Source organism: Halanaerocella petrolearia (assembly GCF_054657875.1).
The window spans coordinates 1,092,414-1,118,990 of record NZ_BAAHXW010000002.1; the positions used below are offsets into that span (position 1 = coordinate 1,092,414).

Sequence of the window (26,577 nt, forward strand, 5' to 3'; positions counted from 1 at the left end):
TAATAAATATGAACAAACAATCATATATTTTTTAATAGATAGTTGAATGATTGCTCATACTTTTGTTAAAGGGAGGTAACAAAATGGAAGAAAAAGCTTTAAGTAAAGAAAAATTTATACTAGAAGGTTTAGATTGTGCCAATTGCGCTAGTAAGATAGAAAAGCAGGTAGGTGAATTAGAAGAGGTTGAAGAGAGTAAGATGAATTTTACTATGAAGATCTTGGAAGTAAAAGTTAGTGGTGATATAGATAAGCTTGCAGATAGAATAGCTAAACTAGTTGATGAAATAGAACCAGGAGTTAAGGCTAAACTTAAAGGTCGAAATAACAAAGAAAGTAGTAATAGTAAACAAACATTAATTCTAGAAGGATTGGGTTGTGCTGATTGTGCAGCTAAGATCGAAGGACAGATTAATCAATTGGCTGGAGTTAGTGAGGCTAATTTAAATTTTGCTTCACAGAAATTGAAGATTAAAGTAGATAATTCTAATAAGTTAGTTTCTGTAGTAGAAGAGTCTAAAAAGTTAATTAAGGATATTGAACCTGATGTAGAGATAAGAGAAGAAGTTAAAGATCATGGTTCTCATGATGGTCACAGCCATGATCATTCTCATGGTGATAATGATAGTTTGAAGTCTGAATTTATTAGGTTGGGAATTGGTTCGGTTTTTTTCATAGCAGCTCTATTTTTGAATCTTAACTTGTGGGGAGAGTTGGCCCTGTATGGAATTGCGTATCTAACTATTGGTGGTAAAGTGTTAAGTAAATCGGCTAAGAATATATCTAGAGGACAGATTTTTGATGAAAATTTCTTAATGACTATTGCTACTATTGGTGCTTTTGCAATTCAAGAGTTTCCTGAAGGGGTAGCAGTAATGTTATTCTATGAGGTTGGTGAATTATTTCAAGATGTTGCTGTTAATCGTTCTCGACGTTCTATTAAATCATTAATGGATATTAGACCAGATTATGCTAATTTAAAGAGTGATGGTCAAGTTAAAGAAGTTGATCCTGATCAAGTTGGAATTGGAGATATAATTTTAGTTAAACCTGGCGAAAAGATTCCTCTAGATGGTGAGGTTATTGCAGGAGAATCTATGGTAGATACATCTGCTCTGACAGGAGAATCTGTTCCCCGCAAAGTTGAGTCAGGAGAAGAAGTATTAAGTGGTTTTATTAATCAAGATGGTTTATTAACTATTAAGGTTACTTCTGATTTTGCTGAATCTACTGTAAATAAGATTTTGGATCTAGTAGAGAATGCAGCTAGTGAGAAAGCACCAACCGAGAACTTTATTACTAAGTTTGCTCGCTATTATACTCCAGTAGTAGTTTTTGGGGCATTGGCTTTAGCTATAGTTCCACCATTAGTTATTTCAGGGGCTACTTTTAGTGATTGGATTTATCGGGCTTTAATCTTTTTAGTTGTATCTTGCCCTTGTGCTTTAGTAGTTTCTATTCCTTTAGGATTCTTTGGTGGTATTGGATCGGCCTCTAAACAAGGTGTCTTAGTTAAAGGTGGTAATTATTTAGAAGCTCTAAATAGTGTCAAGACAGTGGTTATGGATAAGACAGGTACTTTAACAGAAGGAACCTTTGAAGTAGCTAAATTAGTACCAGAAGATGAATATTCTCAAGAAAAATTGCTTAAATTAGCTACTCAAGCAGAGATTAATTCTAATCATCCTATTGCAGAGTCTATTTTAAAGGCTTATGATGGTGAAGAGATTAGTCCTGAAGATATAGATAGTTATCAAGAGATTGCTGGTCATGGTTTACAGGTAGTTGTAGATGGTAAAGAGATTCTGGCTGGTAATTATAAATTAATGGAGAAAGAAGAAACTGATTATTCTAGTACAGATGAGTCTGGGACAGTAATTCATGTAGCTTTTGATAGAGAGTATATTGGATATATTCTTATTTCAGATAAAATTAAAGAGGATTCTGCAGAAGCAATCACAGGTTTAAGAAAGCTTGGGGTTGAGAAATTAGTTATGTTGACAGGTGATAATGAACAAGTAGCTAAGAGTGTGGCAGAGGATTTGAATTTAGATAAATATTATGCTGAATTATTACCAGATGATAAGGTAGAACAAGTAGAAGAGTTGATTAGAGATCGAGAGGAAAATGATAAGTTGATTTTTGTAGGAGATGGAATTAATGATGCTCCAGTATTGGCTAGATCTGATATTGGTGTTGCAATGGGAGGATTAGGTTCAGATGCAGCAATTGAAGCAGCAGATGTTGTCTTGATGAAAGATAAACCATCTAATTTAGTTGACGCAATTAATGTAGCTAAGTTTACTCGTAATGTGGTATGGCAGAATATTGCCTTGGCCTTTATTGTTAAAGGAGTTGTGCTTGCAATGGGGGCTTTCGGAATGGCAACTATGTGGGAGGCAGTATTTGCAGATGTAGGTGTAGCATTACTTGCAGTATTAAATGCAATGAGAATTACTAGAGCTAAAGTATAAATTTAAAGGGCTATGATACTTAAGTATCATAGCCCTTTATTAATGGAGTGAACTTTTCTTCTTATATACCTATAAGAAGTTAGAGTTAGTGTGTTTATAAGCTTATTTTATGCTAGAAGATGATTCCAACTAATATTATAACTTTATTTTTTTACGAAAGTATGACGAAAATTAAAATAATTTAATTTAAACTTAAATTATCATATAATCACCCCACTTTAGTTCTACAATATCTGCCCTCATAGCCTGAGCAATATCGGTTCTATCAGGTTAGCATCCATAATTTCATGATTTTGGTTATTCTAATTAGTTGTATTTCAAAATCACTTATGTAAAATAATAAGCAGGGAGGAGGAGTATTATGTTAAAAATCGGTCATCGAGGAGCTGCAGCATTGGCCCCCGAGAATACTTTAGTTTCTTTTAGAAAGGCCATAAATTTAGGGGTAGATATGATAGAATTAGATATTCAACTAACTAAGGATCAGGAATTAGTAGTTTTTCATGATCATGATTTAAATAGAATTGCTGGTGTTGATGTCCAAATAAAAGAGTTGACTCTAGCAGAGTTAAAAAAGTTTGATATAGGAAGTTGGTTTAGTAAAGAATTTAAAAATGAAAAAATTCCTACTTTACAAGAAGTGATTCAATTAGTTAATGGACAAGTTAAACTTAATATTGAACTTAAGCCTAGAGTAGATAAAAAGCAGATATTAATTCAAAATTTAGTTACTATATTAGAAAAAGAAGATTTTAAAGAGGAAGTAATAATTTCTTCTTTCAACCATTCTTTGTTAAAATATTTAAAAGAGATTGATTCTAGCTTGAAAACTGCGATTCTAATAGTTGCTTTACCAGTTAATCCAGTAAAGGTGATTGATGAGGCTAGTGCTGATGGGATTCATCCTAATTATTTGGTTGTCAATAAAGAGTTAATAGATAAAATACAAGAAGAGGGTTATTTTCTTAATACTTGGACAGTTAATGATGAAAGCCAGATTAATCAATTAGAAGAAATGGATGTAGATGGTATAATAACTGATGATCCAGATCTATTTAAATCTTAATTTTAACAGAATGTTAACATTAATTCAGTTGCTTCATAAATGAAATATTGTTATAATTATTTTGGTTTAGTGGAAAATACAATGTTAGTTAACCACTTTATACTAAGAAATAAAATAATTATTTAGGAGGAATAATAATGTTTACAAGAAAGAATTTAACTCTATTTTTAGTATCAATTTTAGCAGTTAGTATATTACTTCTTTCTGGTTGTGCTCAGCAAGAAGGAGGACTATCAGGAGAAGTGTTAATTGATGGATCTTCTACTGTTTATCCAGTTACTCAAGCAGTAGCTGAGGAATTTATGAAGGAGTATCCAGGAGTTAGAGCAAGTGTTGGTGTCTCTGGAACAGGTGGAGGATTTGAAAAGTATACTATTGGAGAAATTGATATTAATGATGCTTCTCGTAAAATGAAAGATTCAGAAAGAGAATTAGCCCAGGAGAATGGCATTGAAACTATGAGAGCAACTGTAGCTTATGATGGGATTTCTATAATTATACATCCAGATAATGATTGGGCCAAAAGCATGACAGTAGAAGAGTTAAATAAGATTTGGAAGCCAGGAAGTAATGTTAAGAAGTGGAGTGACATTCGACCAGAATGGCCAGATAAAGAGATTGACTTATACGCACCAGGTTCTGATTCTGGTACTTTCCATTACTTTACTGAAGCTATTAATCATGAAGAAGGAGCTAGTCGAGCTGACTATACAGCAAGTGAAAATGATAATGTACTAATCCAAGGTGTATCTGGAAATAAATATGCTTTAGGATACTTAGGATATGCTTATTATAAAGAGAATAAAGAGAAGTTAAATACAGTAGCAATTGATGATGGAGATGGAGAAGCTGTTCAGCCAACAGTAGAGACTATTGGAAATGGAAGTTATAAACCATTATCTAGAGGATTATACTTTTATGTAAGTAAGAATTCTCTAAAAGATAAAGAAGCAGTAGAGAAGTTTGTAGAGTTTTATATGAATAATGCTAGAGATATTGTACCTCAAGTAGGATATGTACCTCTTTCTCAAGAGAAATATCAAACTCAGCTAGATAAGTTTAATAAAGCAATAAAGTAATCTATAGATCTATTTAAAGCGTCTGCCTATTGGCAGGCGCTTTATTTTTATTAAAAAGATATTAGTTTTAACAAAATGTTAACATTGATTTAATTTGTTTGTAAAAAAGGGGTGTTATACTGTAAATGCAAGATAAGAGAGAGGGAAAGAGACAGGGACTACATATATTTATTATTCCCTGAAATAAACCAATAAGAGGAGGCAGATTAAATGTTTAACAAAAAGACATTAGCTTTATCATTGGTATTGGTTCTGACTTTAGGTGTAGTATTTACTGCTACTGGAAAAGTAGGAGCTTGGTGGATCTTTGGTGGAGATGATGAAAAAGAAGAATTAACAGGAGAAGTAGTAATTGATGGATCTTCTACTGTTTATCCAGTTACTCAGGCAATTGCTGAGGAATTTATGAAAAAACATCCAGGAGTTAGAGCAAGTGTTGGTGTTTCTGGAACAGGTGGAGGATTTGAAAAGTATACTATTGGAGAGACTGATATTAATGATGCTTCTCGTAAAATCAAGCCTTCAGAAAGAAAATTGGCTAGAGAAAATGGTATTAAGTCTACTCGAGTAACTGTAGCTTATGATGGTATCTCTGTAGTTGTTAATCCGGACAATACTTGGGCTAAAGAGATGACTGTAGAAGAATTACGTAAGATTTGGGAGCCTGGAAGTGATGTTGAGAAGTGGAGTGATATTCGACCAAGCTGGCCAGATAAGAAGATTGATTTATATGGACCAGGATCTGACTCTGGTACTTTCGATTACTTTACTGAAGCTATTAATCATGAAGAAGGGGCTAGTCGAGCAAACTATACAGCAAGTGAAAATGACAATGTATTAGTACAAGGTATTAAAGGTAATAAGTATGCTCTGGGTTACTTTGGATTTGCTTACTACTTAGAAAATAAAGATAAGTTAAATGTAGTAGCAGTTGACAATGGTAATGGAGTAGTTAAACCTTCAATGGAAAGTATTGGATCTGGAGAATATAAACCACTAGCTAGAGGATTATACTTCTATGTAAGTAATAATTCTCTAAAGGATAACAAAGCAGTAGAGAAATTTGTAGAATTTTATATGAATAATGCTAAAGAGATTGTACCTCAAATAGGATATGTACCACTTTCTGAAGAGAAATATCAGTCTCAACTTGATAAGCTTAATAAAATAGCTGAATAATCTTTAGGAAAAAATTAAAAATTTCTTCAAACGCCCCCATAAATTGGGGGGCGTTTTGCGTCTTAAACTGATCTGCCTCCTATTAATTCGTCATTTTATGAGATTTTTAGAGGTTTTTGTAGAAACTAAATAATATTTTTTGGACAAATAGTTTTAAATATAATATAATATTGCGATGGAGGGTTCTAGGTAGAAGTATACTAAAAATTATTTAAATAACATAATAAGGAGGAGTTTGATGAACAATTCAATGGAAAATGGATATTTAAGAGAAAAGCTTGTTAAAGCCATTTTAGTTTTCTGTGCTTTAATTTCTATTTTGACGACAGTAAGTATTGTATTCTCTTTATTTACTGAGACTTTTGTCTTTTTCCAAGAAGTTTCTATTGTCAAATTTTTCACAGGTACTAGATGGACACCGGCTATTCAACCACGGAGTTTTGGGGTATTACCACTTATAACTGGAACATTTATGATTGCTATATTATCAAGTATTGTTTCTTTACCTATTGGTTTAGGTAGTGCAATTTATTTAAGTGAATATGCTTCTGAAAGAGCCAATAAAATTATCAAACCTTTATTAGAGATTCTTGCAGGTATTCCGTCAGTAGTTTATGGTTATTTTGCTTTAACTTTTATTACACCAGTAATAAAAATGATTTTACCACAGACAGGAGTATTTAATGCTTTAAGTGCTAGTATTGCAGTTGGTGTTATGATTATTCCTATGGTTGCTTCTTTAAGTGAGGATGCAATGCGGGCTATTCCTGATTCAGTTCGGAATGGTGCTTATGCCTTAGGAGCGACTAGATTTGAAGTAGCAACACAGATTGTAGTACCTGGAGCTTTATCAGGGATTGTCTCCTCTTTTATCTTAGCAATTTCACGAGCAATTGGTGAGACGATGATTGTTGCTATTGCAGCTGGTGCTAATAGCTTGCTGAATTTCAACCCACTACAGAGTATCCAAACAATGACTGGTTTTATGGCTAATATGAGCTTAGGAGATATTTCTCGTGGTTCAATTGAGTATAAGACTCTATTTGCAGTTGGAGCAGTATTATTTATAATTACCTTCGTTATGAACTTATTAGCTAAAGCAGTTGTTTATATGCGACAAGAGGAGGGTTATTAATGCAGGACTATTTTAATGAAGAATCAGAAGCAGAAGCTAAAAAAAGAATAAAACGAAGAAAATTATTGAATAAATTCTTTAAAGGTGTATTATTCTTGTGTACTATTTTTGGAGTTGTTGCTTTAGCAGTTTTATTAGTTTATATCTTAAAGCAAGGACTTGGCTGGCTTAGTTTTGATTTTATTACTAGTTTTCCATCTCGTTTTCCAGAAAAAGCGGGCCTTAAATCAGCCTTTATTGGGAGTTTGTGGATTATTGGTTTAGTAGCTTTAATCTCTGTTCCACTAGGAGTAGGAACAGCTATCTATTTAGAGGAATATGCAGACAAGAAATCATGGTTTTTTAATATTTTAAAATTAAATATAGCAAATTTAGCTGGTGTTCCTTCAGTCGTATATGGTCTATTAGGACTAGCTCTATTTGTTCGTTTTTTTAATTTTGGGAGAAGTATACTAGCTGGGGCAGCAACATTAAGTCTGCTTATTTTACCAGTAATTATTGTATCAGCTCAAGAGGCAATTAAGTCTGTGCCTAGTTCACTAAAAGAAGGAGCCTATGCTTTAGGAATGACTAAGTGGCAGATGATTAAAGCAGTTGTATTACCTTATTCAGCACCAGGAATCTTTACTGGTGTTATCTTAGCTCTTTCTCGAGCAATGGGAGAAGCTGCTCCATTATTAATTATAGGAGCCGCAGGATACGTTCCTTTCCTACCAAGAGGTCCCCTTGATACTTTTACTGTCTTACCAATTCAGATATTTAACTGGACAGCAAGACCTCAAGCAGAATTTCATAATGTAGCAGCTGCTGGAATTATTGTTTTATTAGCTGTATTATTAACAGCAAATGCTATTGCAGTAGTGTTAAGAAATAAATATCAACGAGATCTAGATTAAAAAACTTACTTTAGTTGCTATAACTGGATTAATCTGTAATTCAACAGATTTTAATTAATAACTTTAATAAGTAGGTGACTATTTAATGGAGTGGATAAAAAGTAAGTTAGCAAATTCAAAGCTAGGGAAGTCAAAAGAGAAATTCAATAATTTGAAGTTTAAAAACAAATTAATTGTCAGTTTCTTAGCAGTGATTTTAGTATTTTTATTAGGTTCAGGAATCAACTTAATATTTCTGAATAATATTAATGATAATGTCGATAATTTAGATAGCTCTGGCGATAATATGTATTATGTATTAAGGTTATCTTCTTTAATTAGGGCCAAATATATGGATGCAATTGATATAACAAGTGATAGCCGTGGCGATAATAATCGCCAAGCTATTGAACATTTTCAAAATCATAAAGATAAAGTTAATCAGCTGATTAAGAATTTAAAAGATAATATTAAAAGTGAACGAGCTCGAAGAATATTTAGAGCATTGGTACGAAGAAATGATGAGTTTGATAAGATCTTTACTACACAGTTGATTCCAATTTATAAAGCCAAAAATGGAGAAGATATAGAGTATAATGGAAATAAAAGCTTTAAGTTAGCAATGTTTAAAATAGAAGATGCTAGAAATGATCTTATTTATCATAGTAATAAGTTAAGTGAGATATTTACAGATAAAAGAATGGCCACTGTAAGTAATGTAGGACAGAATATAAATTCCAGTTATAGATCATTTATTATAACCTTTATAGTCACTGTAGTAATAGCTTCCCTAATTGTCACTCTACTAGAAAAGAATATAGTAAATACTTTACAAAAGCTTGTCGATTATAGCCATGAATTAGCTAATGGTAATTTACAAGTTGATAAATTAAAGATCAATACTAATGATCAAATAGAAGAGTTGGCTAGATCCTTTAATATTATGGTTGATAATTTATCAGAGTTAATTACTAATATAGCAGATACAAGTAATCAGGTAACAGGTTTTAGTCAAGAGTTATCAGCTTTAGCTACAGAAGCTGATACTACGATTCAATCTGCTTCAACAATAGTTGATGATATGTCATCTGATGTAGATGAAGTTGCAGCTAGTAGTCAGGAAGTAATGGAATTCTCTCATGAAGTAGCAAATGTGACTAAAAAAGGAGATAAGAAGATAAAAAAATCAGTTTCGCAAATGCAGAATATCCATGATAATGTTGATGAGGTATCAGATGTAATTGATAAGTTGAGCCAGCAGTCTGAAGAGATTGGTCAGATTATCGAGATGATCAATCAAATTGCTGATCAGACTAATCTATTGGCTCTAAATGCTGCTATTGAGGCTGCAAGAGCAAAAGAACATGGTCGAGGATTTGCTGTTGTTGCTGATGAAATTAGAGATTTAGCTAATGAGACGACTGAAGCAACTAGAGAGGTTGAAGGTTTAATTAGTAATATCCAATCTCAAGCAATGAGGGCCAACGAAGCAATTAATAAAGGTCAAGAAGTAACTTATCAAGGTGAAGAGATTATAAAAGAGACAGGACAAGCCTTTACTCAAGTTAATGAGGCTGTAGAAGAGACAGTAACTTATATTGAAGAAGCTACTGCTTCAACTGAGGAATTAGCTTCAGGTAGTCAACAGGTATTAGAAGTAACCGATGAGATTGAAGTGATTTCTCAAGAAGTTACAAAAGAAGCCAGTAAATTATCTACTATGGCCGAGGATTTAAATGATTTAGTACAAAACTTTAATATTTGATAACAAAGATTGCAATTCTTGTTTCTTTATTTTACAATGTTAATAGTCTAATCTGAACAATAGCATAGGAGGAATATAGATGGCTAAAAATAAGATTGAAGTTAATGATTTAGACTTCTATTATGGTGATTTTCAGGCATTAGAGGATATATCACTAGAAGTTCCTGAAAATAAAGTTACAGCTTTAATTGGGCCAAGTGGTTGTGGAAAATCAACTTTCATTAGAACTTTAAATCGAATGAATGATTTAATTGAAGTAGCTAAAGTAGATGGTGAAGTAAAAGTAGATGGAAATAATATATATCAATCTGGAGTAGATGTAGTTGATCTGCGAAAACGAGTAGGGATGGTATTTCAACATCCTAACCCTTTTCCTAAGTCTATCTATGAGAATGTAGCTTATGGTCCTAGAATTCATGGTATTACAGATAAGAGTAAATTAGATAATATTGTAGAGGATAGTTTGAAATCAGCTGCTTTATGGGATGAAGTAAAAGATAAATTAGATTCATCAGCTTTTGGAATTTCTGGAGGACAGAAACAACGGTTATGTATTGCTAGAGCATTAGCAATCAATCCAGAAGTCTTATTAATGGATGAGCCTACTTCTGCTTTAGATCCAATTGCAACTGGTAAGATTGAGGACTTAGTTGATGAGTTAAAGGAAGACTATACAATTGTAATGGTAACTCATAGTATGCAACAGGCAGCTCGTATTTCTGATTATACAGCTTTCTTCTATATGGGAGAATTAATTGAGCACGGGCCAACTGAGAAGATCTTTGAAAATCCTGATAACCAGAAGACAGAAGATTATATTACTGGTAGATTTGGATAAAATATTAAAATTAATATTAGAATCTGATTATAAATTGAATATAAAGGAGGCATAGGTTAATGAGACAGAATTTTGAGGAAAAATTAGAGGAGTTAAATCAAGATTTATTAAAAATGGGGAGTATGGTAGAAGAGAGAATTCATCAAGCGATTACTGCCTTAAAAGAACAGGATCTTGACTTGGCTACAGAAGTAATTGAAAATGATGATGATTTAGATGATTTTGAAGCTGATATTGAACAGAGATGTATTCAGTTAATTGCTCTACAACAGCCTGTAGCCAAGGATTTACGGCGAATTGATATGATCTCTAAAATGGCAAATGGTTTGGAAAGAATTGGAGATTTGGCCCAAAATATTGCTGAAATTGCCCAAGAAATATCTGATGAAGAGTTGATTAAACCATTAGTTGATCTGCCAAGAATGGGTGAAATAGTTCAGCAGATGTTAAGAAAAGGATTAGATGCCTTTGTTAATTCTAATGTAGAATTGGCTGAAGAGATAGGAGAGAAGGATAAGGAAGTAAATGAGTTAGACAATCAAATCTTACGTGAATTGTTAACTTATATGATGGAAAACCCAGAGTCAATTAGACAAGGGAATAAATTAATGTTTGTAAGCAAGCATTTAGAGAGAATTGGAGATCATGCTAAGAATATTTCTGAAGAAGTAATTTATATAGTTACTGGAGAGAGAGTACATTACTAAAGAGTAGAATTAGCTAAAGGTTCAGCTTAAGCTGAACCTTCTTCTTTTTTTTGATGTAATTTTATGAAAATTTAAAAAGTAGTCTTTAGGATTGCAAACATATGTTTTGTCATGTATAATCATATAAGACACATGTTCAGGAATATTAAACATAATACTGAGGAGGAGAGAAGATGTCTACTGAAAAAGAAGAAGAAGAAAGGTTAAATTTTAGATTTGGTAGTTTAGGTGGAGCAGTACCTATGTTATTCTTTGTGTTTTGGGCTATTTTCATATCTGTACAAGGGGCTGCTGATACCAATGGGTTAATTGTAGGAGTTTTAATGGGGTTAGCACTAGGTATGTTTTTAGTTAAAGATAAGTGGGAGGATTATTGTGAGGTAATTTTTACTGGTATGTCACAAGATGTAGGTGTAGTTGCTATTATAGCTTGGTTTTTTGCTGGAACTTTTGCTCAGATTCTACAAGAAGGAGGATTAGTGAAAGGTTTAGTTTGGGTAGCAAGTGCTGCTGGAGTTGAAGGTTCACTTTTTGTAGTTGTTACTTTCTTATTAGCTGCTTTATTTTCTACTGCCGTAGGAACAGGTTATGGTACAGTGGTAGCTTTTACGACACTAATGTATCCGGCTGGATTAATTATGGGAGCCCATCCTATTGTTCTATTTGCAGGTATTCTAGGTGGAGCAGCATTTGGAGATAACTTAGCTCCAGTATCAGATACAACTATTGTTTCTGCTGTAACACAAGAAACTGATGTACCAGGAGTAGTCAGATCTCGATTTAAGTATGCTATTACGGCTGCTATCCCATCCTTAATTCTGTTATATATATTTGGTAGTGCTAGTGGTGATATGGGAATTAGTGCAGTTAAAGCTACAGAATATATGGCTAATTCAGCCAATTCTAATGGTTTATTATTCTTAATTCCATTTGCATTAGTAATTTATTTGGCTATGAGTGGCAAGCATCTAATTGTTTCTCTAACTTGGGGGATTGTGACTGCTTCTGGATTAGGAGTAGGAACTGGTCTAATTAAGGCACAGGATTTATTATTTATTAATAGGCAAAAAGGTATTGTTGAAGGAGCTATAGTTGATGGGGTAGTTGGTTATGTACCAATGGCTATTTTAATCTTATTAATTGTAGCTGCTGGTTATATTATGGAGATTGGTGGTACAATGGAAGGAATGAAGAAATGGTTATCTAATAAAGTTAAAGATAGTGCTTCTCGAGCTGAATTATCTATGTGGTCTCTAGTTGCTGGCTTAAATCTGTTTATTACAGTCAATACAGCAGCAGAGATTGCTGCTGCCCCTTTTGTAAAAGAGGTAGGAGAAGATTTTAATATTCATCCTTATCGTAGGGCTAACTTATTAGATGCAACTACATCTGCTTTAGGATATATTTTTCCTTGGAGTGCAGCAGTGTTATTAGGTTATGGTACTCTAGAGAATATGGCAGGACAATATGAATTTGTAAAAGTAATTGATACTACTCAGGTTTGGCCTTATGTATTCCATGGTTGGTTTTTAGTAGCCATCATGTTTGTAGCAGCAATTACTGGTTTAGGAAGAAGATATATAGGTGCAGATGGAGAACCAGTAAAAGAGTTGCCAGAAGGAGTAGAAGTTGGATTAGATAATGAGATGGTTTCATAATATAGATTATATGACTCTGGTTAGTAGCCAGAGTCATTCTATTTTTTGTATCTCTTCGAAATAGATTTTGAATTTTAACATAATATTAACTTAATGATAACTAAATTGTAATTTTAATATGGCATACTATGTTTAGATTACTATACTTAAGATAGAGGAGGTGGAGTGGGTGAAACAGATTTTAGTAGTAGATGATGAGGATAATATTCTAGATTTAATTAAATTTAATCTAGAACAAGAGGGATATAACCCAATTCTAGCCTCTGATGGGCAAGAGGCCTTAAATAAGATAAAAGAATATGACCTTGATTTAATTATATTAGATATTATGTTACCTAAGTTAGATGGATATGGTCTTTGTCAACACTTAAAGGCTAGTGATAAATATAGTCAAATTCCTATTATTTTCTTAAGTGCAAAAGATGAAGTTGAAGATATAGTAGCTGGACTAAATTTAGGTGCTGATGATTATTTACGGAAACCATTTAATTTACGTGAACTATTATCACGAATAAAGGCAATTATAAGGAGAAACCGAGTTACTCAAGAGACTAATTTAAAGTTAGGAGATATAGAATTAGACATTACCAAGCATCAGATATTTTTTAAAGGAGATAAAGTCAAGCTTTCTTACAAAGAATTTTCATTATTAAAATTATTATTACAGAAAGAGAATCAGGTCTGTTCCAGAGAAAAATTATTGACTGAAGTTTGGGGTTCTGATTCTTTAACTAGTTTACGAACAATTGATGTGCATATTAGAAGTTTGCGTAAGAAATTTGAGGAGCATAGAGTAAAAAATCCAAGGATAAAGACAGTTCGAGGTCGAGGATATACTTTACATATGACAGACTAGGTATATTTTACCTAATATTTTAATAAAATTTAGATAGTCAGAGATATTATTTCTGATTAGAAAGGAGGTTACAGATGCGTAATAATTTTCATGATCAGTTAAATGATTTGAGTGAGAAGTTAGTAAAGTTAGGAAGTATGGTTGAAGAAGCTATACATTATGCTATTAAGTCTTTAAGGAAAAATAATAACAATATAGCCCAACAAGTAATAACTAATGATTCTCAAATAGATGATTATCAATTGGAGATTGAAGAGGATAGTATTAAATTGATTGCTTTACAGCAACCAGTAGCTATAGATTTAAGACGAATTATTTCTATTTCTAGAATTAGTAATAATTTAGAGAGAATAGGTGATTTAGCTCAAAATATTGCTCAAATAAGTATAGAATTAAATTCAAAAGCAAAATCTAGATTACCTGTTGATTTATTGCAGTTAGCAGATAAAGTATATCAGATGGTATATCAGACCTTAACTGCTTTTGTTAAAGATGATATTGAGTTAGCTCAAAAGATAGCTAGCTGGGATGAAGAAGTTGATAGGCTAGATCAAAAACTAACAGAAAGTTTATTACAGAAGATGATTAATAACCCTTCTTTAATAACAGATAAAAATCCTTTATTATTTGTTAGTCGTTATTTAGAACGAATTGCTGATCATGCTACTAATATCTGTGAACAGATAATCTATATGTTAGAAGGACAGCGCATAAAATATTAAGTTGATGCAGGGATTATAGCTCTTAAGAAGAATATTATTAACTACCACAAGTAATTATTTAAGCTAAAGGCAGGGTAAGAAATGAAGGATTTTGGGCAATTAAGTTATCCTAAAGAAGAAAGAAAAGAAAGTAGTAGTAAAAAACATGGTGTTGTAGTTTGGGGAATCTTTTTACTAATCTGTTCTGGTCTAATTATATTAGTAGCTTTTAATTTATTAGGTTATCATTCTTCGCAAATAACTAAAGCCAGTTATCAAATATTAAAGCATAATTTTAAGACTAGTGGTCTATTAATTAGAGATGAGAAAGTTGTTTTTGCTCCTCAAGCAGGGGAAATAGAACTTAAGTTATCTGAAGGTGAGAGATTAAATGCAGGCAATCATATAGCAACTATTCATAATGGTCAACAGAGAGATGAACTTTATAATTATCGACCAGGAATTTTAAGTTATAAGGTAGATGGTTTAGAAACTACTCTGTCTGTCAAAAACAGAGGGGATTTAACCTATAAGAAATTTCAAAAGGTTAAAGGTGAAATTAACAGAGTTAACGATGGTAATCAAGTTAATATTGGGCGTCCTTTATTCAAGGTGATTAATAATTTTCAAGTTTATTTAGCAGTCCTATTATCTCAGGAAGAATTGACTAATTATGAAGTAGGAACTAAGGTGCAAATAGTCTTTTCTAGGTTAGGAATTCAGCCATTTCAAGGGCAAGTGGATATTATTTTACCTGATAAACCTGAAAATATAATGATTATCAAGCTAGATAAGTTTGTTCCTGATTTAATTAGTCTAAGACGAGCTAAAGTTGAAGTTATTAAGGAAAGACACTCTGGAATTGTATTACCTAAGTCGGCTTTAGTAAAGAATAAAGATGGTCAATTAGGAGTTCAAGTCAAAGGCTATGTCAAAGATTACTTTACTGAAGTAGAGGTTGAGGCTAGAGTGGAGAATAAAGTTGTTGTTAAGGGTGTACTTCCTGGTGCAAGGGTGTTGATAAATTAAAAACAGAAAAGGGGATGGTGGCTTATGGAGAAGATTTACATTTTAGATACTAATGTAATTTTGCATGATCCTCGAGCAATATTTTCCTTTGAAGATAACCAAGTTATAATTCCTATGGTTGTAATTGAGGAGATAGACGGACAGAAGAGAAGACAAGATTCTGTAGGACGTAATGCTCGAATCTTCTCTAGATATTTAGATGAATTAAGAGATGAAGGAGACTTATCACAAGGAGTTGAACTTGAACAAGGAGGCTCATTAAAGACGAGTCTATCTTATCAATCAGTAACAGAGTTGCCACCAGAAATGGATACTGATAAAGCTGATAATGTTATTTTAGCTTATGCGTTAAGTATTAGTAAAAATGCTGACCTGCCAGTTGTAGTAGTCTCTAAAGATGTTAATTTGCGTATTAAGGCTGATGTATTAGGTATTACAGCTCAAGATTATGAGACTGATGTAGTAAAGATTGATGAGTTATACTCTGGTATTAGTGATTTAGAAGTCACTTCTGAGAAAATAGATCAATTTTTTACCCAAGAAGGACTGAAGGTTAAAGAACTAGAAGAAGAATTATTTCCTAATCAATTTATTAATCTAGAGGATAAGTTAGGAGGGTCTCAGTCTGCTTTAGGTTATTATAACCAGTCTAAAGATATGATTTGCCCTTTTATCTTTAATACTAGTGATGTTTGGGGAATTACTCCACGTAATAGAGAACAGCGCTGTGCTTTTGAGTTATTATTAAATGATCAAGTCAAATTAGTTAGTTTAGTAGGTAGAGCTGGAACTGGAAAGACCTTATTGGCCCTAGCGGCTGGTCTACAGAAGGTAGTTGAAGATAAAGAGTATGAGAAATTAATTGTAGCTCGACCTATTGTACCAATGGGTAAGGATCTAGGTTATCTACCAGGTAGCGAACGAGAAAAATTGAGACCTTGGATGGAGCCTATCTTTGATAATATGGAGTATCTAGTACGAGGTGATGATCGTGAACCTTCTGAGGTGATTACAGACTTAGAAGATATGAACCTAATTGAACTAGAAGCTTTAACTTATATTCGAGGACGAAGTATTCCTAATCAATTTATAATTGTTGATGAAGCTCAGAACCTAACTCCTCATGAGATAAAGACAATTATTACTCGAGTAGGGGAAGATACTAAGATTATTTTGACTGGTGACCCTTATCAGATAGATCATCCTTATCTAGATTCTAATAGTAATGGTTTGACTTATTTAGTAGAGCGAATGAAGGATAAAGAAGTAGTAGGACATATTACTCTATCTAAAGGAGAAAGATCAGAGTTAGCAGAATTAGCTGCTATTTCCTTGTAAAGATAAAAATATCTTAACTCTTCTTAATCAAACTTGCTTATTATTATCTAATAATAAGCAAGTTTTTTAATATCATTGGGTTAAATATAAATTAGTAGTTTGATTTATTTAGCCCCTACTTTTATAATATAGAGGGAGGGATTTATATGCAGCAGCTAAAGAAAAGGTTGACTAAAATTGAGACTAGAGTTAAAGAAGCAGCTACTAAGGCCAACCGGAATCCAGAAGAGGTAAAATTGGTAGCAGTTTCTAAAACTTATAGCTTAGATAAGATTAAAGAGGTGTCTAAGGAAGGTTTAGTTAACTTTGGTGAAAGTAGAGTTCAGGAATTAAGAGATAAATATGAAGAAATGCCTGATTTGAATTGGCATATGATTGGACATTTACAGCGTAATAAAGTCAAGTATTTAGCTAGAATGGATAATTGTAAGTTGATACATTCTTTAGACAGCTTGCGGTTAGCTAAAAAGATAGAGGATAGAGGAGAGAAAGCAGGTCGAAAGATAAATGCTTTGGTGCAAGTTAATGTAGCTGGTGATGAGAATAAGTATGGTTTTGCTCCTGAGAAAGTAAAAGATTTTCTAACTAAAGTGTCTTCATTTTCGCACCTTCAGATTAAAGGGCTAATGACCATCTTGCCTTATTTTGATGATCCGGAAGAAGCTAGACCATATTTTGGCCAGTTAAGAGAACTGTTTAATGATATTAAAGAGGAGCAGATTTCAGGAGTAGAGATGAAGGAGCTGTCAATGGGAATGACTAATGACTTCGAAGTAGCTATTGAAGAAGGGGCTACCATTATTAGGGTTGGGAGAGGTATCTTTGGTGCTCGGGAGTATAAGTAATGGATCTAATTGATAGACTGATAGGTAAGGTTGAAGAGTTATTAGATGTATCTATTTTGTCATCTGCTACTTCCCAAGAAACTGAAAAGATACAAGCGGCCCAAGTTCTAAAGGAAGAAACTGACAACCAACAGGAGAATGTAACTATTATAGAGCCAGACTCTTTTGCTAAAGTACAGGATATAGTTGACCAGCTAAAGAATGGTAGTTCAGTAGTAGTTAGATTGAACCAAGTTAGTGGAGTAGAAGCAAGGAAGATTATTGAATTTATCAGTGGAGCCATATATGCATTAGGTGGTTATTCTGAAAAGATAGGAGAGAATGTCTTTTTATTTACCCCTTCAGAAGTAGAAATAGTTTATCAAAATGAGCAGTAAGGAGTGAGTAGATTGAATAAGGTAGGATTTATTGGTGCAGGATCAATGGCAGAATCATTATTGACAGGTATTTTAGAAACAGATTTATATTTACCAGAAGAGGTCTATATTAGTGATATTAATAGAGAACGTCTAACTGAATTAGAGGATACATATCAGGTAGAGACAGTTGAGGATAATAGCCAGTTAGTAGCAGAGGCAGACTATATTATTTTAGCAGTTAAGCCTAAAGTAGTAAGTAAAGTATTGAGGCAGATAGGAGATCAGATCACTCCAGATCAGAAGATATTCTCTATTGCAGCAGGTGTTACAACTAAAGAATTAGAACAGCAGTTGACCTTAGAAGTTCCCGTAGTAAGGTTGATGCCTAATACTCCAGCCTTAATTGGAGAAGGAGCTACAGCTTATACTTTAGGTCAAGCTGCTAGTCAAGAAGAAGGAAAGTTAGTAGAAGAGATATTCAGTTCAGTAGGGTTAGTCGTAGAGGTTGCAGAGGATTTAATGGATGCTGTTACTGGATTGAGTGGTAGTGGCCCAGCTTATATTTATTTAATTGTTGAAGCTCTCTCAGATGCAGGAGTTAATGTAGGTCTACCAAGAGAAATAGCTACTAAACTAGCTTTACAGACACTATTAGGTGCTGGTAAGATGGTAGAAGAGTTAGAGAAACATCCAGGTCAATTAAAGGATGCTGTAACTTCACCAGGGGGAACAACAATTACTGGATTAAAGAAGTTAGAGGAGGAAGGGCTTCGTTCTAGCCTTTATCAAGCAGTAGAAGCAGCAACTGCTAAATCCAAAGAATTAAGAGGGGAATAATAATTATTATTTTTAAAGAATTATAAGGAAGGTGATAGAGTGTTTTTATTAATTAATCTAGTCAGTTTAGCTTTTAAAGCTTACAATTTTATCTTATTAGCTCGAATAATAGCATCATGGGTTCAGCCACCAACTGATCATAAGTTTATGCGTAAGTTTATGCGATTTGTTTATCAGGCTACTGAGCCTGTTTTGGCCCCAATCAGACAGATGATTCCTCTGCCTGGAATTGATTTATCTCCTATTATCGCTTTTTTGGCCCTAGATATTATTCGAGGTGGAATAATGCAGCTATTGTTTTATCTAGCTTAACATTACAGGTAGGTATGAGGTGATAGAATGTTTGATAAAGAAAAATTATTATCCCATTTAGACAATGAAGAAGCAAGAGATGTAGATAAAATATTAGATAAAGCAGAGTTAGCTTTACGTAGACATGAACCAATCTTTACTGATTTTCTAAACCCACGTCAAATATATGTGGCTAAGCCAGTATTAGAACAGATTAGAGATTTAAAGTTTTTAGAGTATGGTGGCTATGAAAAAGCAGAAAGAAGACGGTTAGGATTAATGAGAGATTATTATATTCCTGATATAGTTGAGCCACCAATATCTCTATTAAATATTACGGGCCAATTTAAATTTCAGCAGGTAAGTCACCGGGACTTTTTAGGTTCTATTTTAGGAACTGGTATTAAACGTAAAAAAGTTGGTGATTTGGTATTATATAAAGAAGGATGCCAAGCTATAGTAGCTGAAGAAATGAAAGATTATTTAAAACTAAATTTAGAGCAGGTCCATCAAATTGGAGTGGATGTAGAAGAGATTCCATTTACTGATTTAAGATTAGAACCAGAAAGAACTAAGTTGATTAAAGATACAGTAGCTTCTTTACGGTTAGATTCTGTAGCTAGTTCTGGTTTTTCTACTTCTAGAACCAAGATGAGTGAGCAGATTGAAAAAGGCCAGGTTAAAGTTAATTGGAAGGTAGTAAAGGATACATCCTATATGGTTGCTCAAGATGATATTCTTTCTATGAGAGGGCGAGGCAGAGTAGAAATAGATGAACTATTAGGTGAATCACGACGAGGAAGAATTAAATTAAGGTTAAAGCGTTACTTATAAGGAGGATTAAAGATGGCATTAACTCCAGAAGATATTTATAATAAAGAGTTTAGTAAGAAGTTATCTTTATGGTCTTATGATGACCAAGAAGTTATTGAATTTTTGGATTTAGTAGCTACTTATTATGAAGAAATATTAGAAGAGAATAAAGGACTGGAGATGAAGGTGAAAGAATTAGAATCGGAATTAGAAGCTTGCAAAGAAGAACAAGCAACCTTACAGTCTTCGCTAGAAGAGACAATAGCTACTGCTAAAGAAACAGCTGCTAATAAGAAGAAGGAAGCAGAAAGAAAAGCTGATATGATTATAGAAAAGGCTGAGTTAGAAGCTGATAAGATTATTAAAGAAGCACAAGATAAAGCCCAAGAAGAGTATCGAAAATATCAAGAGTTACTTGAAACTAAAAAGAAATTTAAGGTTAAATTTAAATCTGAATTAAAGTCTTATTTAGAATTATTAGGGAATGAAGAAGGAGAGAGTATTAAAGATAGAATGGAGGTAGAATAAGAGTGGAGCAACGGATAGCAGTAGTAGGAATAATTATTAGTGATAGAGAAGGTGCTGCGCAACAGGTAAATGATATTTTGAGTGAATATGGGGAATTGATTGTAGGGAGAATGGGATTACCTTATCAAAACAAAGGATTAAATATAATCTCCTTAATTGTTGATGGAACTAATGATCAATTAGGAGGTTTAGCTGGAAAGTTAGGTAATATAGAAGGAGTTCAAGTTAAGACTATGATGGCGACGTAACTAGTGTACAATTTACAGTGTACAGTTGACAGTTAAAATCAGTAGTTATGAGTTAAGTTAAATTTAAAACCATAGACACAATTCAATTACTTAGAATATATGAGTTGTAAGGATTTAATTTTTTTAATTGCACATTGTAAATTTTAAACTTTAAATTAATCTAAAGTGGGGTAGAAGTATGAAATTAGGAATAATTGGTGCTATGGAGATAGAGATTGAATTATTAAGAGATGATTTAGATCTTAAAAGGACAGTAAATAAAGCAGGAATGAAGTTTTATCAAGGTATATTAAAAGATAAAGAGGTTATATTAGTCCAGAGTGGGATTGGAAAAGTGAATGCTGCTATCTGTACTCAAATATTAATGGACGATTTTGCAGTAGATAAAATTATCTTTACTGGAGTAGCAGGAGCTATTGATACAGAGTTAGATGTAGGAGATATAGTTATTTCTACTGATCTAGTTCAGCATGATGTAGATGTTACGGCTTTTGGAAGAGAACTTGGTGAAATACCAGAATTAGATCAAGTTACTTTTGTAGCTGATGAAGAATTAACTACATTAGCCTATAAAATAGGTAAAGAAGTGACTGTTGAAGAAGATATTAGTTTAGTTAAGGGGCGAGTCTTATCAGGAGATCAGTTTATTGCTGATGAAGATAAAGTAGCTTGGTTAAAAGATACTTTTGGAGGATATTGTACTGAGATGGAAGGTGCAGCAGTAGCTCAAGCTGCTTTTTTAAATGGTACTCCATTTGTAATTATCAGATCTATTTCTGATAAGGCTGATGGTGAGGCAGATGTCTCCTTTGATGAGTTTGTTCAAGTAGCTGCTAGTCATTCCTATCAGATAGTTACAGGGATATTAGATAAGCTATAATTGACAATTAAGAATTGAAAATTGATAGTTGAACACCTTTCAAATTATTATTTTAGCTTTAGTTTAAGATTGAGTTTAAGTCTGAATAATTCATAAATACAATTTTTTTCTGGTTGACTTAAACTAAAACTCAGGCTTAATCTCAAATAACAGTTGACGAGCTGAACCAATTATAATATAATAAAGTACAAAATGAATATAGCCTACAGGCCAAGATAGAGAAGAGTATGTATAGTGGAAGTTAAGAGCGAGCTAGAGATAGTGAAAGTCTAGCAATAGAAGCTATATTGAAGATCATCTCTTAGCCATTCTTTTGAATAAGTTTATTTAGTAGAAAGAGTCGGAGGCAGACCGTTATTCTGTTAGAGTGAATATGTGGTTGATAATTATTTAGTTACCATATATTAAGTTAGGGTGGTATCGCGATTAACCTCGTCCCTTTATTGGGAGGAGGTTTTTTTAGTTTGTAATAAGGGTGTGAGCTGTCAGTATGAGTGTGAGTAATTAATATTTTTGCTCACACTCATTCCTCACACTTATTTTTCAAATAAAATAGATGGAGGGTTAAAAATGGGTTATAAAGATACGTTAAATTTGCCTGATACCGATTTTTCTATGAGGGCCAACTTATCTGAACGCGAACCTCAGTTTCAGAAGTTTTGGCGAGAGAATAATATTTATGAAGCAGCTTTAGAGCAGAGAGAAGGAAAAGAGCAGTTTATTTTACATGATGGTCCACCATATGCTAATGGTGATATTCATATTGGACATGCTTTAAACAAGACCTTAAAGGATATTGTAACTCGCTATCATCATCTACAGGGCTATCAGAGTCCTTATGTACCAGGATGGGATACTCACGGACTACCAATTGAGCATAAAGTAACTAGTGAGTTAAGTAGAGAAGAGAGAGAAGAGTTATCTATTCCTGAATTGAGAGAGCAGTGTAAAGACTATGCTTTAAATTATGTTGAACGACAGAAAGGTCAATTCAAAAGACTAGGAGTTTGGGGTGACTGGGATAATCCTTATATTACTCTTCAGCCAGAGTATGAAGCTAAGCAGATTGATGTCTTTGGTAAGATGGCTTTAGAAGGACTATTATTTAGAGGGTTAAAGCCAGTTCACTGGTGCACAAACTGTGAGACTGCTTTAGCTGAGGCAGAGATTGAATATGAAGAGATTAATGGTCCATCTATCTTTGTTAAATTCCCAGTAAAAGAAGGAAAAACACTAGGTGGAGAAGAGCTAACAAGTGATGATTATGTAGTGATTTGGACAACTACTCCATGGACTATTCCAGCTAATCAAGCTATTTCTGTCCATCCAGATTTTGAATATGTAATTGCTGAGACTGATAATGGTAGATTAGTAGCTGCTAAAGAGTTAGTAGCTGAAATGATGGATATCTGTGATATTGAAGATTATGAAATTGTAGCTGAATTTAAAGGAGAAAAACTAGAAGGTGTTATCTGTAATCATCCATTCTTTGATAGAGAATCTCCACTAATTTTAGGAGATCATGTTACATTAGAGCAAGGTTCTGGTTGTGTTCATACAGCTCCAGGTCATGGTCATGAAGACTATGTAATTGGTCAAGAATATGATTTAGATGTTTATGCTCCAATGAATGATGTAGGTGTCTTCACTGAAGAAGCTGGAGAGCACTTTGAAGGTAAACATTATGATAAAGCCAATATTAAAGTAACTGACTTACTAAAAGAAGATAACTTACTAATGAACTTAAACTTTATTGATCATTCTTATCCACACTGTTGGAGATGTAAGAATCCAGTTATCTTTAGAGCTACTGAACAATGGTTTGCTTCTGTAGAAGACATTAAAGATCAAGCTTTAGATGCTGTTAAAGAAGTAGACTGGTATCCTGAGTGGGGAGAAGGAAGAATGGCCAATATGATTGAAGATCGTAATGATTGGTGTATCTCTCGTCAACGTGTTTGGGGTGTGCCAATTCCTATCTTCTATTGTGATGATTGTGGAGAGCCATTAATTACAGAAGAAAGTATTGAAGCTGTAAAAGAACTATTTGCTAAAGAAGGTTCTGGAAGTTGGTATCAAAGAGATGCAGCAGAAATTCTACCAGATAGTATTGCCTGTGAAGGCTGTGGTCATAGTGATTTTACTAAAGAATATGACATTATGGATGTCTGGTTTGACTCTGGTGCTAGCCATGCTTCTGTGCTAGAGAATTATGATATGTTAGATCGGCCAGCTGATCTATATCTAGAAGGGACAGACCAGTATCGTGGTTGGTTTAACTCTTCTTTATTAACTTCTATTGCTTCTCGTAATGAAGCGCCTTATAAAGCAGTTGTAACTAATGGATTTACCGTTGATAAAAATGGTAAGAAGATGTCTAAGTCAGTTGGTAATGTTGTTTCTCCACATGAAGTTATTGATCAGTATGGAGCAGATATCTTAAGGTTATGGGTTGCTTCTTCTAACTTTAAAGAGGATGTTAGAATCTCTGATAAGATCTTAAGTGAGAATTCTGAAGTTTACCGACGGATTAGAAATACTGCTCGTTATATTCTAGGTAACTTATCTGACTTCAAGCCACAAGAAGATACAGTTGCTTATGATGAGTTAACTGAAATCGATCAATGGGCTCTAATGAAGTTACAAGAAGTATTAGAAGTCTGTGAGAAAGCTTATGAGGATTATGAGTACCACAAAGTATATCATGCTGTTCATAACTTCTGTACTGTAGAGATGAGCTCCTTCTATATGGATGTACTAAAGGATAGATTATATACACTAGAAGAGGATGATCGAGTACGTCGTTCTGGCCAGACTGCTATGTATGAGATCCTAATTACTTTAACTAAGATTGTTGCTCCAATTCTAGTTCATACAGCAGAAGAAATTTGGCAGAACTTACCGGAAGGCGAAGAAACTAAAAGTGTCTTCTTGACTGATTGGCCAGAGGTTAATGGAGACTATTTAAATGATGAGCTAGCTGATAAATGGAGTAAGTTCTTAGAGATTAGAAAGGATATATCTAAGGCAATTGAGTTGGCCCGAGAAGAAAAAGTAGTAGGTCACTCACTAGATGCAGCAGTTAAGTTATATCCTACTGAAAATCAGTATCAGCTATTAGATCAATTTGATAATTTAGCTGAATTATTAATAGTTTCTGATGTTACTTTAGCTGAACCAAATGCTGAAACAACTGAAGAGAATATTTACACAAGTCAGAATACTGCAATTAAGGTAGCAGTTAATCAAGCACCAGGTGAAAAGTGTGATCGATGTTGGAATTATAGTACAACAGTAGGTCAGAGTGAAGAACATTCTGATATATGTGCTGACTGCTTAGAGGTTGTGCAGAAATTATAATTTTGATTAAGAAAGGGGCTTGTAATCCTTTAGATTACAAGTCTTTTTCTTTTTTTGAATTTTATAATAAAGGAGTTTAAAGTTTGATTAATAATATATATATTAGATACAGTTACATATAATGTAATATAATGAATTATAATACATGGAGTTTAAAAGAAAGAAGATATTTTAGGAGGAGGTAAAATGCTAAAAATTATTCTTTTTGTAGTTTCTGTAGTTACTCTACCAATATTGATTATATCAGGCAGTGTCTCATTAAATAAATTATTTGGCAAACTATTCTTTTTAAGTGGTTTATTAGTTTTATTGATTATTCACAGATTATTATTTGGGACTACTGTTTTAGCTGCTTTGTATTTGTTTAGTTTTGCTAGTATTTTTGTTTTCGACCAAATAGGTGGTATAATGGCTTTATTAATAAATTATTCATTATTAATAATTTATTTTAATTTTGGACTAAGTTCTATTTTGCATCATATTTTATATTTTTTAGTTATAGCGTTAATAGGCGGTAAATTAATAGCTAAAATTAAAACCTTTATTACTAAAAATAGAAGGTTAAATTTAAATCTAGCCAATCAGATAAAAGAATTGAGAGTTTTAAGAGAGATCACTGCTCTGTTACAAGAGACTATAGAACTAGATAAGATATTGCATCTGATTTTATTGGCAGTAACAGCTGGTTATGGTTTAGAGTTTAATCGAGCTATATTATTTTTAGTAGAAGATAATAAGTTGACTGGTAAGACAGGTATTGGCCCTTTAAATAGAGAAGAAGGGTTGACTAAATGGCAAGGTGTGGCTAAGAAGAAACTCAATCTAGATGATATGGTTAGTGAGCAGAGTGAGTTAGAAAATAATGACTATGATTTAAAAGAAATTATTAAGCAGATTTCTTTTGATTTAGATAAAGAACATCTAGGTTCTAGAGTTATTCAAAAACAAGAATGTTTAAATATTAAGGAGATAGACCCAGATGATATTTTTCAATCTTCTTTAGCAGATGAATTAGGTGTAAGTTCTTTTGCCTGTATTCCTCTAGTAGTGAACGGAGAAGCCATAGGGGTCTTATGTGTAGATAATATTGTTAATCAACAGGAGATAACTTATGAAGATATTGACTCGTTACTTCCTTTTGCTAACCAAGCAGCTTTAGCAATTAATAATGCTCGCTTACATGAATTAAAGGAAGAAATGGCAATTAAAGATAATTTAACAGGGCTTTATAATCAGCGTTACTTTCAGAATAGTTTAACTCGAAAAGTAAATGAATTAGATGGTAGTTCTAAATTAGGTTTATTAATGATAGATATTGATTATTTTAAAGTTTATAATGATAATAATGGACATCCCGCTGGTAATCAAGCCCTAATAAAAGTAGCTCAAGTTTTAGAAAATAGTGTTAGAAGTAATGATATTGTCTGTAGATATGGTGGAGAAGAATTTGCAATTATTCTACCAGATGTATCATGTCAAGAGCTAGAACAGATTGCTGAAAGAATCAGACAGAATATAGTGGAAACTAAATTCAAGTATGAAGTTAATCAACCTAGTGGTCAATTAACTGTTAGTATTGGTGGAGCTTTATTTCCAGAAGATGTTGATACTAAACAACAGCTAATAGATGCTGCTGATAAAGCCCTTTATTCTGCTAAAGAGTCAGGTCGTAATCTAGTAAAGAAATATCAGGATAGCAAATTTAGTTGAGAGTAA

The 26,577-nt window shown here is 33.1% G+C and carries 24 protein-coding genes and 1 other annotated feature; all 24 genes read left to right on the forward strand.

The features are described 5' to 3' along the window. Positions 1-83: 83 nt before the first annotated feature. The 24 genes from ACYQ39_RS12830 (at position 84) to ACYQ39_RS12945 (ending at position 26,571) form a co-directional block, all read left to right on the forward strand. Positions 84-2,474, forward strand: coding sequence for a heavy metal translocating P-type ATPase (locus ACYQ39_RS12830; protein ID WP_459843796.1), 2,391 nt, complete (start codon positions 84-86; stop codon positions 2,472-2,474). Positions 2,475-2,835: 361 nt separating this feature from the next. Beyond that, positions 2,836-3,540, forward strand: a complete 705-nt coding sequence (locus ACYQ39_RS12835; RefSeq protein WP_459843799.1) for a glycerophosphodiester phosphodiesterase — start codon at positions 2,836-2,838, stop codon at positions 3,538-3,540. Between the two features lie 137 nt (positions 3,541-3,677). Beyond that, on the forward strand, positions 3,678-4,619 hold the full coding sequence (locus ACYQ39_RS12840) for a PstS family phosphate ABC transporter substrate-binding protein (protein WP_459843802.1): 942 nt from the start codon (positions 3,678-3,680) through the stop codon (positions 4,617-4,619). A gap of 210 nt (positions 4,620-4,829) precedes the next feature. After that, complete coding sequence (locus tag ACYQ39_RS12845; RefSeq protein ID WP_459843805.1) at positions 4,830-5,798, forward strand: PstS family phosphate ABC transporter substrate-binding protein; 969 nt, start codon at positions 4,830-4,832, stop codon at positions 5,796-5,798. Between the two features lie 238 nt (positions 5,799-6,036). Further along, the gene (gene pstC / locus ACYQ39_RS12850) at positions 6,037-6,933 is read left to right on the forward strand and encodes a phosphate ABC transporter permease subunit PstC (protein ID WP_459843807.1); all 897 of its coding nucleotides are present in this window, start codon (positions 6,037-6,039) and stop codon (positions 6,931-6,933) included. Beyond that, a complete protein-coding gene (gene pstA, locus ACYQ39_RS12855; protein WP_459843810.1) occupies positions 6,933-7,829 on the forward strand; it encodes a phosphate ABC transporter permease PstA in 897 nt (298 codons plus the stop codon). The genes pstC and pstA overlap by 1 nt, the downstream gene beginning before the upstream one ends. Positions 7,830-7,914: 85 nt before the next feature. Further along, positions 7,915-9,573, forward strand: coding sequence for a methyl-accepting chemotaxis protein (locus tag ACYQ39_RS12860; RefSeq protein ID WP_459843813.1), 1,659 nt, complete (start codon positions 7,915-7,917; stop codon positions 9,571-9,573). A gap of 79 nt (positions 9,574-9,652) precedes the next feature. Beyond that, positions 9,653-10,411, forward strand: coding sequence for a phosphate ABC transporter ATP-binding protein PstB (gene pstB, locus ACYQ39_RS12865; protein ID WP_459843815.1), 759 nt, complete (start codon positions 9,653-9,655; stop codon positions 10,409-10,411). 59 nt (positions 10,412-10,470) lie between these two features. Further along, complete coding sequence (gene phoU / locus ACYQ39_RS12870) at positions 10,471-11,118, forward strand: phosphate signaling complex protein PhoU (protein WP_459843818.1); 648 nt, start codon at positions 10,471-10,473, stop codon at positions 11,116-11,118. Between the two features lie 173 nt (positions 11,119-11,291). After that, positions 11,292-12,776: a Na+/H+ antiporter NhaC family protein gene (locus ACYQ39_RS12875; RefSeq protein WP_459843821.1), complete on the forward strand. Its 1,485-nt coding sequence runs from the start codon at positions 11,292-11,294 to the stop codon at positions 12,774-12,776. A 169-nt stretch (positions 12,777-12,945) separates the two neighbouring features. Further along, positions 12,946-13,632, forward strand: a complete 687-nt coding sequence (locus ACYQ39_RS12880; RefSeq protein ID WP_459843824.1) for a response regulator — start codon at positions 12,946-12,948, stop codon at positions 13,630-13,632. A gap of 74 nt (positions 13,633-13,706) precedes the next feature. Continuing rightward, positions 13,707-14,354 carry a phosphate signaling complex protein PhoU gene (gene phoU, locus ACYQ39_RS12885; protein WP_459843827.1) on the forward strand — a complete coding sequence of 216 codons (648 nt, stop codon included), beginning with the start codon at positions 13,707-13,709 and terminating at the stop codon, positions 14,352-14,354. Between the two features lie 81 nt (positions 14,355-14,435). Further along, positions 14,436-15,362, forward strand: coding sequence for a biotin/lipoyl attachment domain-containing protein (locus tag ACYQ39_RS12890; protein ID WP_459843830.1), 927 nt, complete (start codon positions 14,436-14,438; stop codon positions 15,360-15,362). A gap of 24 nt (positions 15,363-15,386) precedes the next feature. Continuing rightward, positions 15,387-16,700 (forward strand): PhoH family protein, encoded by a 1,314-nt coding sequence (locus tag ACYQ39_RS12895; RefSeq protein ID WP_459843832.1) that lies wholly within the window; start codon positions 15,387-15,389, stop codon positions 16,698-16,700. A gap of 146 nt (positions 16,701-16,846) precedes the next feature. Next, complete coding sequence (locus tag ACYQ39_RS12900) at positions 16,847-17,545, forward strand: YggS family pyridoxal phosphate-dependent enzyme (RefSeq protein WP_459843834.1); 699 nt, start codon at positions 16,847-16,849, stop codon at positions 17,543-17,545. After that, the gene (locus ACYQ39_RS12905; RefSeq protein WP_459843837.1) at positions 17,545-17,922 is read left to right on the forward strand and encodes a cell division protein SepF; all 378 of its coding nucleotides are present in this window, start codon (positions 17,545-17,547) and stop codon (positions 17,920-17,922) included. Before ACYQ39_RS12900 ends, ACYQ39_RS12905 begins: the two co-directional genes overlap by 1 nt. Before the next feature lie 3 nt (positions 17,923-17,925). Then, complete coding sequence (gene proC, locus ACYQ39_RS12910; protein ID WP_459843840.1) at positions 17,926-18,741, forward strand: pyrroline-5-carboxylate reductase; 816 nt, start codon at positions 17,926-17,928, stop codon at positions 18,739-18,741. A gap of 39 nt (positions 18,742-18,780) precedes the next feature. After that, entirely contained in the window at positions 18,781-19,053 is a 273-nt protein-coding gene (locus tag ACYQ39_RS12915) for a YggT family protein (protein ID WP_459843843.1), read from the forward strand. Between the two features lie 27 nt (positions 19,054-19,080). Beyond that, positions 19,081-19,866, forward strand: coding sequence for a photosystem II electron transport protein, Sll1252 family (locus tag ACYQ39_RS12920; RefSeq protein WP_459843846.1), 786 nt, complete (start codon positions 19,081-19,083; stop codon positions 19,864-19,866). 12 nt (positions 19,867-19,878) lie between these two features. After that, positions 19,879-20,373, forward strand: a complete 495-nt coding sequence (locus ACYQ39_RS12925) for a DivIVA domain-containing protein (protein WP_459843848.1) — start codon at positions 19,879-19,881, stop codon at positions 20,371-20,373. 2 nt (positions 20,374-20,375) lie between these two features. Beyond that, entirely contained in the window at positions 20,376-20,621 is a 246-nt protein-coding gene (locus ACYQ39_RS12930; protein WP_459843850.1) for a TM1266 family iron-only hydrogenase system putative regulator, read from the forward strand. Between the two features lie 178 nt (positions 20,622-20,799). Beyond that, entirely contained in the window at positions 20,800-21,501 is a 702-nt protein-coding gene (locus tag ACYQ39_RS12935) for a 5'-methylthioadenosine/adenosylhomocysteine nucleosidase (protein ID WP_459843852.1), read from the forward strand. Between the two features lie 203 nt (positions 21,502-21,704). After that, positions 21,705-21,944 (forward strand) — a binding site (T-box leader). 127 nt (positions 21,945-22,071) lie between these two features. Continuing rightward, positions 22,072-24,861, forward strand: coding sequence for an isoleucine--tRNA ligase (ileS, locus tag ACYQ39_RS12940; RefSeq protein WP_459843854.1), 2,790 nt, complete (start codon positions 22,072-22,074; stop codon positions 24,859-24,861). 186 nt (positions 24,862-25,047) lie between these two features. Continuing rightward, on the forward strand, positions 25,048-26,571 hold the full coding sequence (locus ACYQ39_RS12945) for a sensor domain-containing diguanylate cyclase (protein ID WP_459843856.1): 1,524 nt from the start codon (positions 25,048-25,050) through the stop codon (positions 26,569-26,571). Positions 26,572-26,577 lie beyond the last annotated feature (6 nt).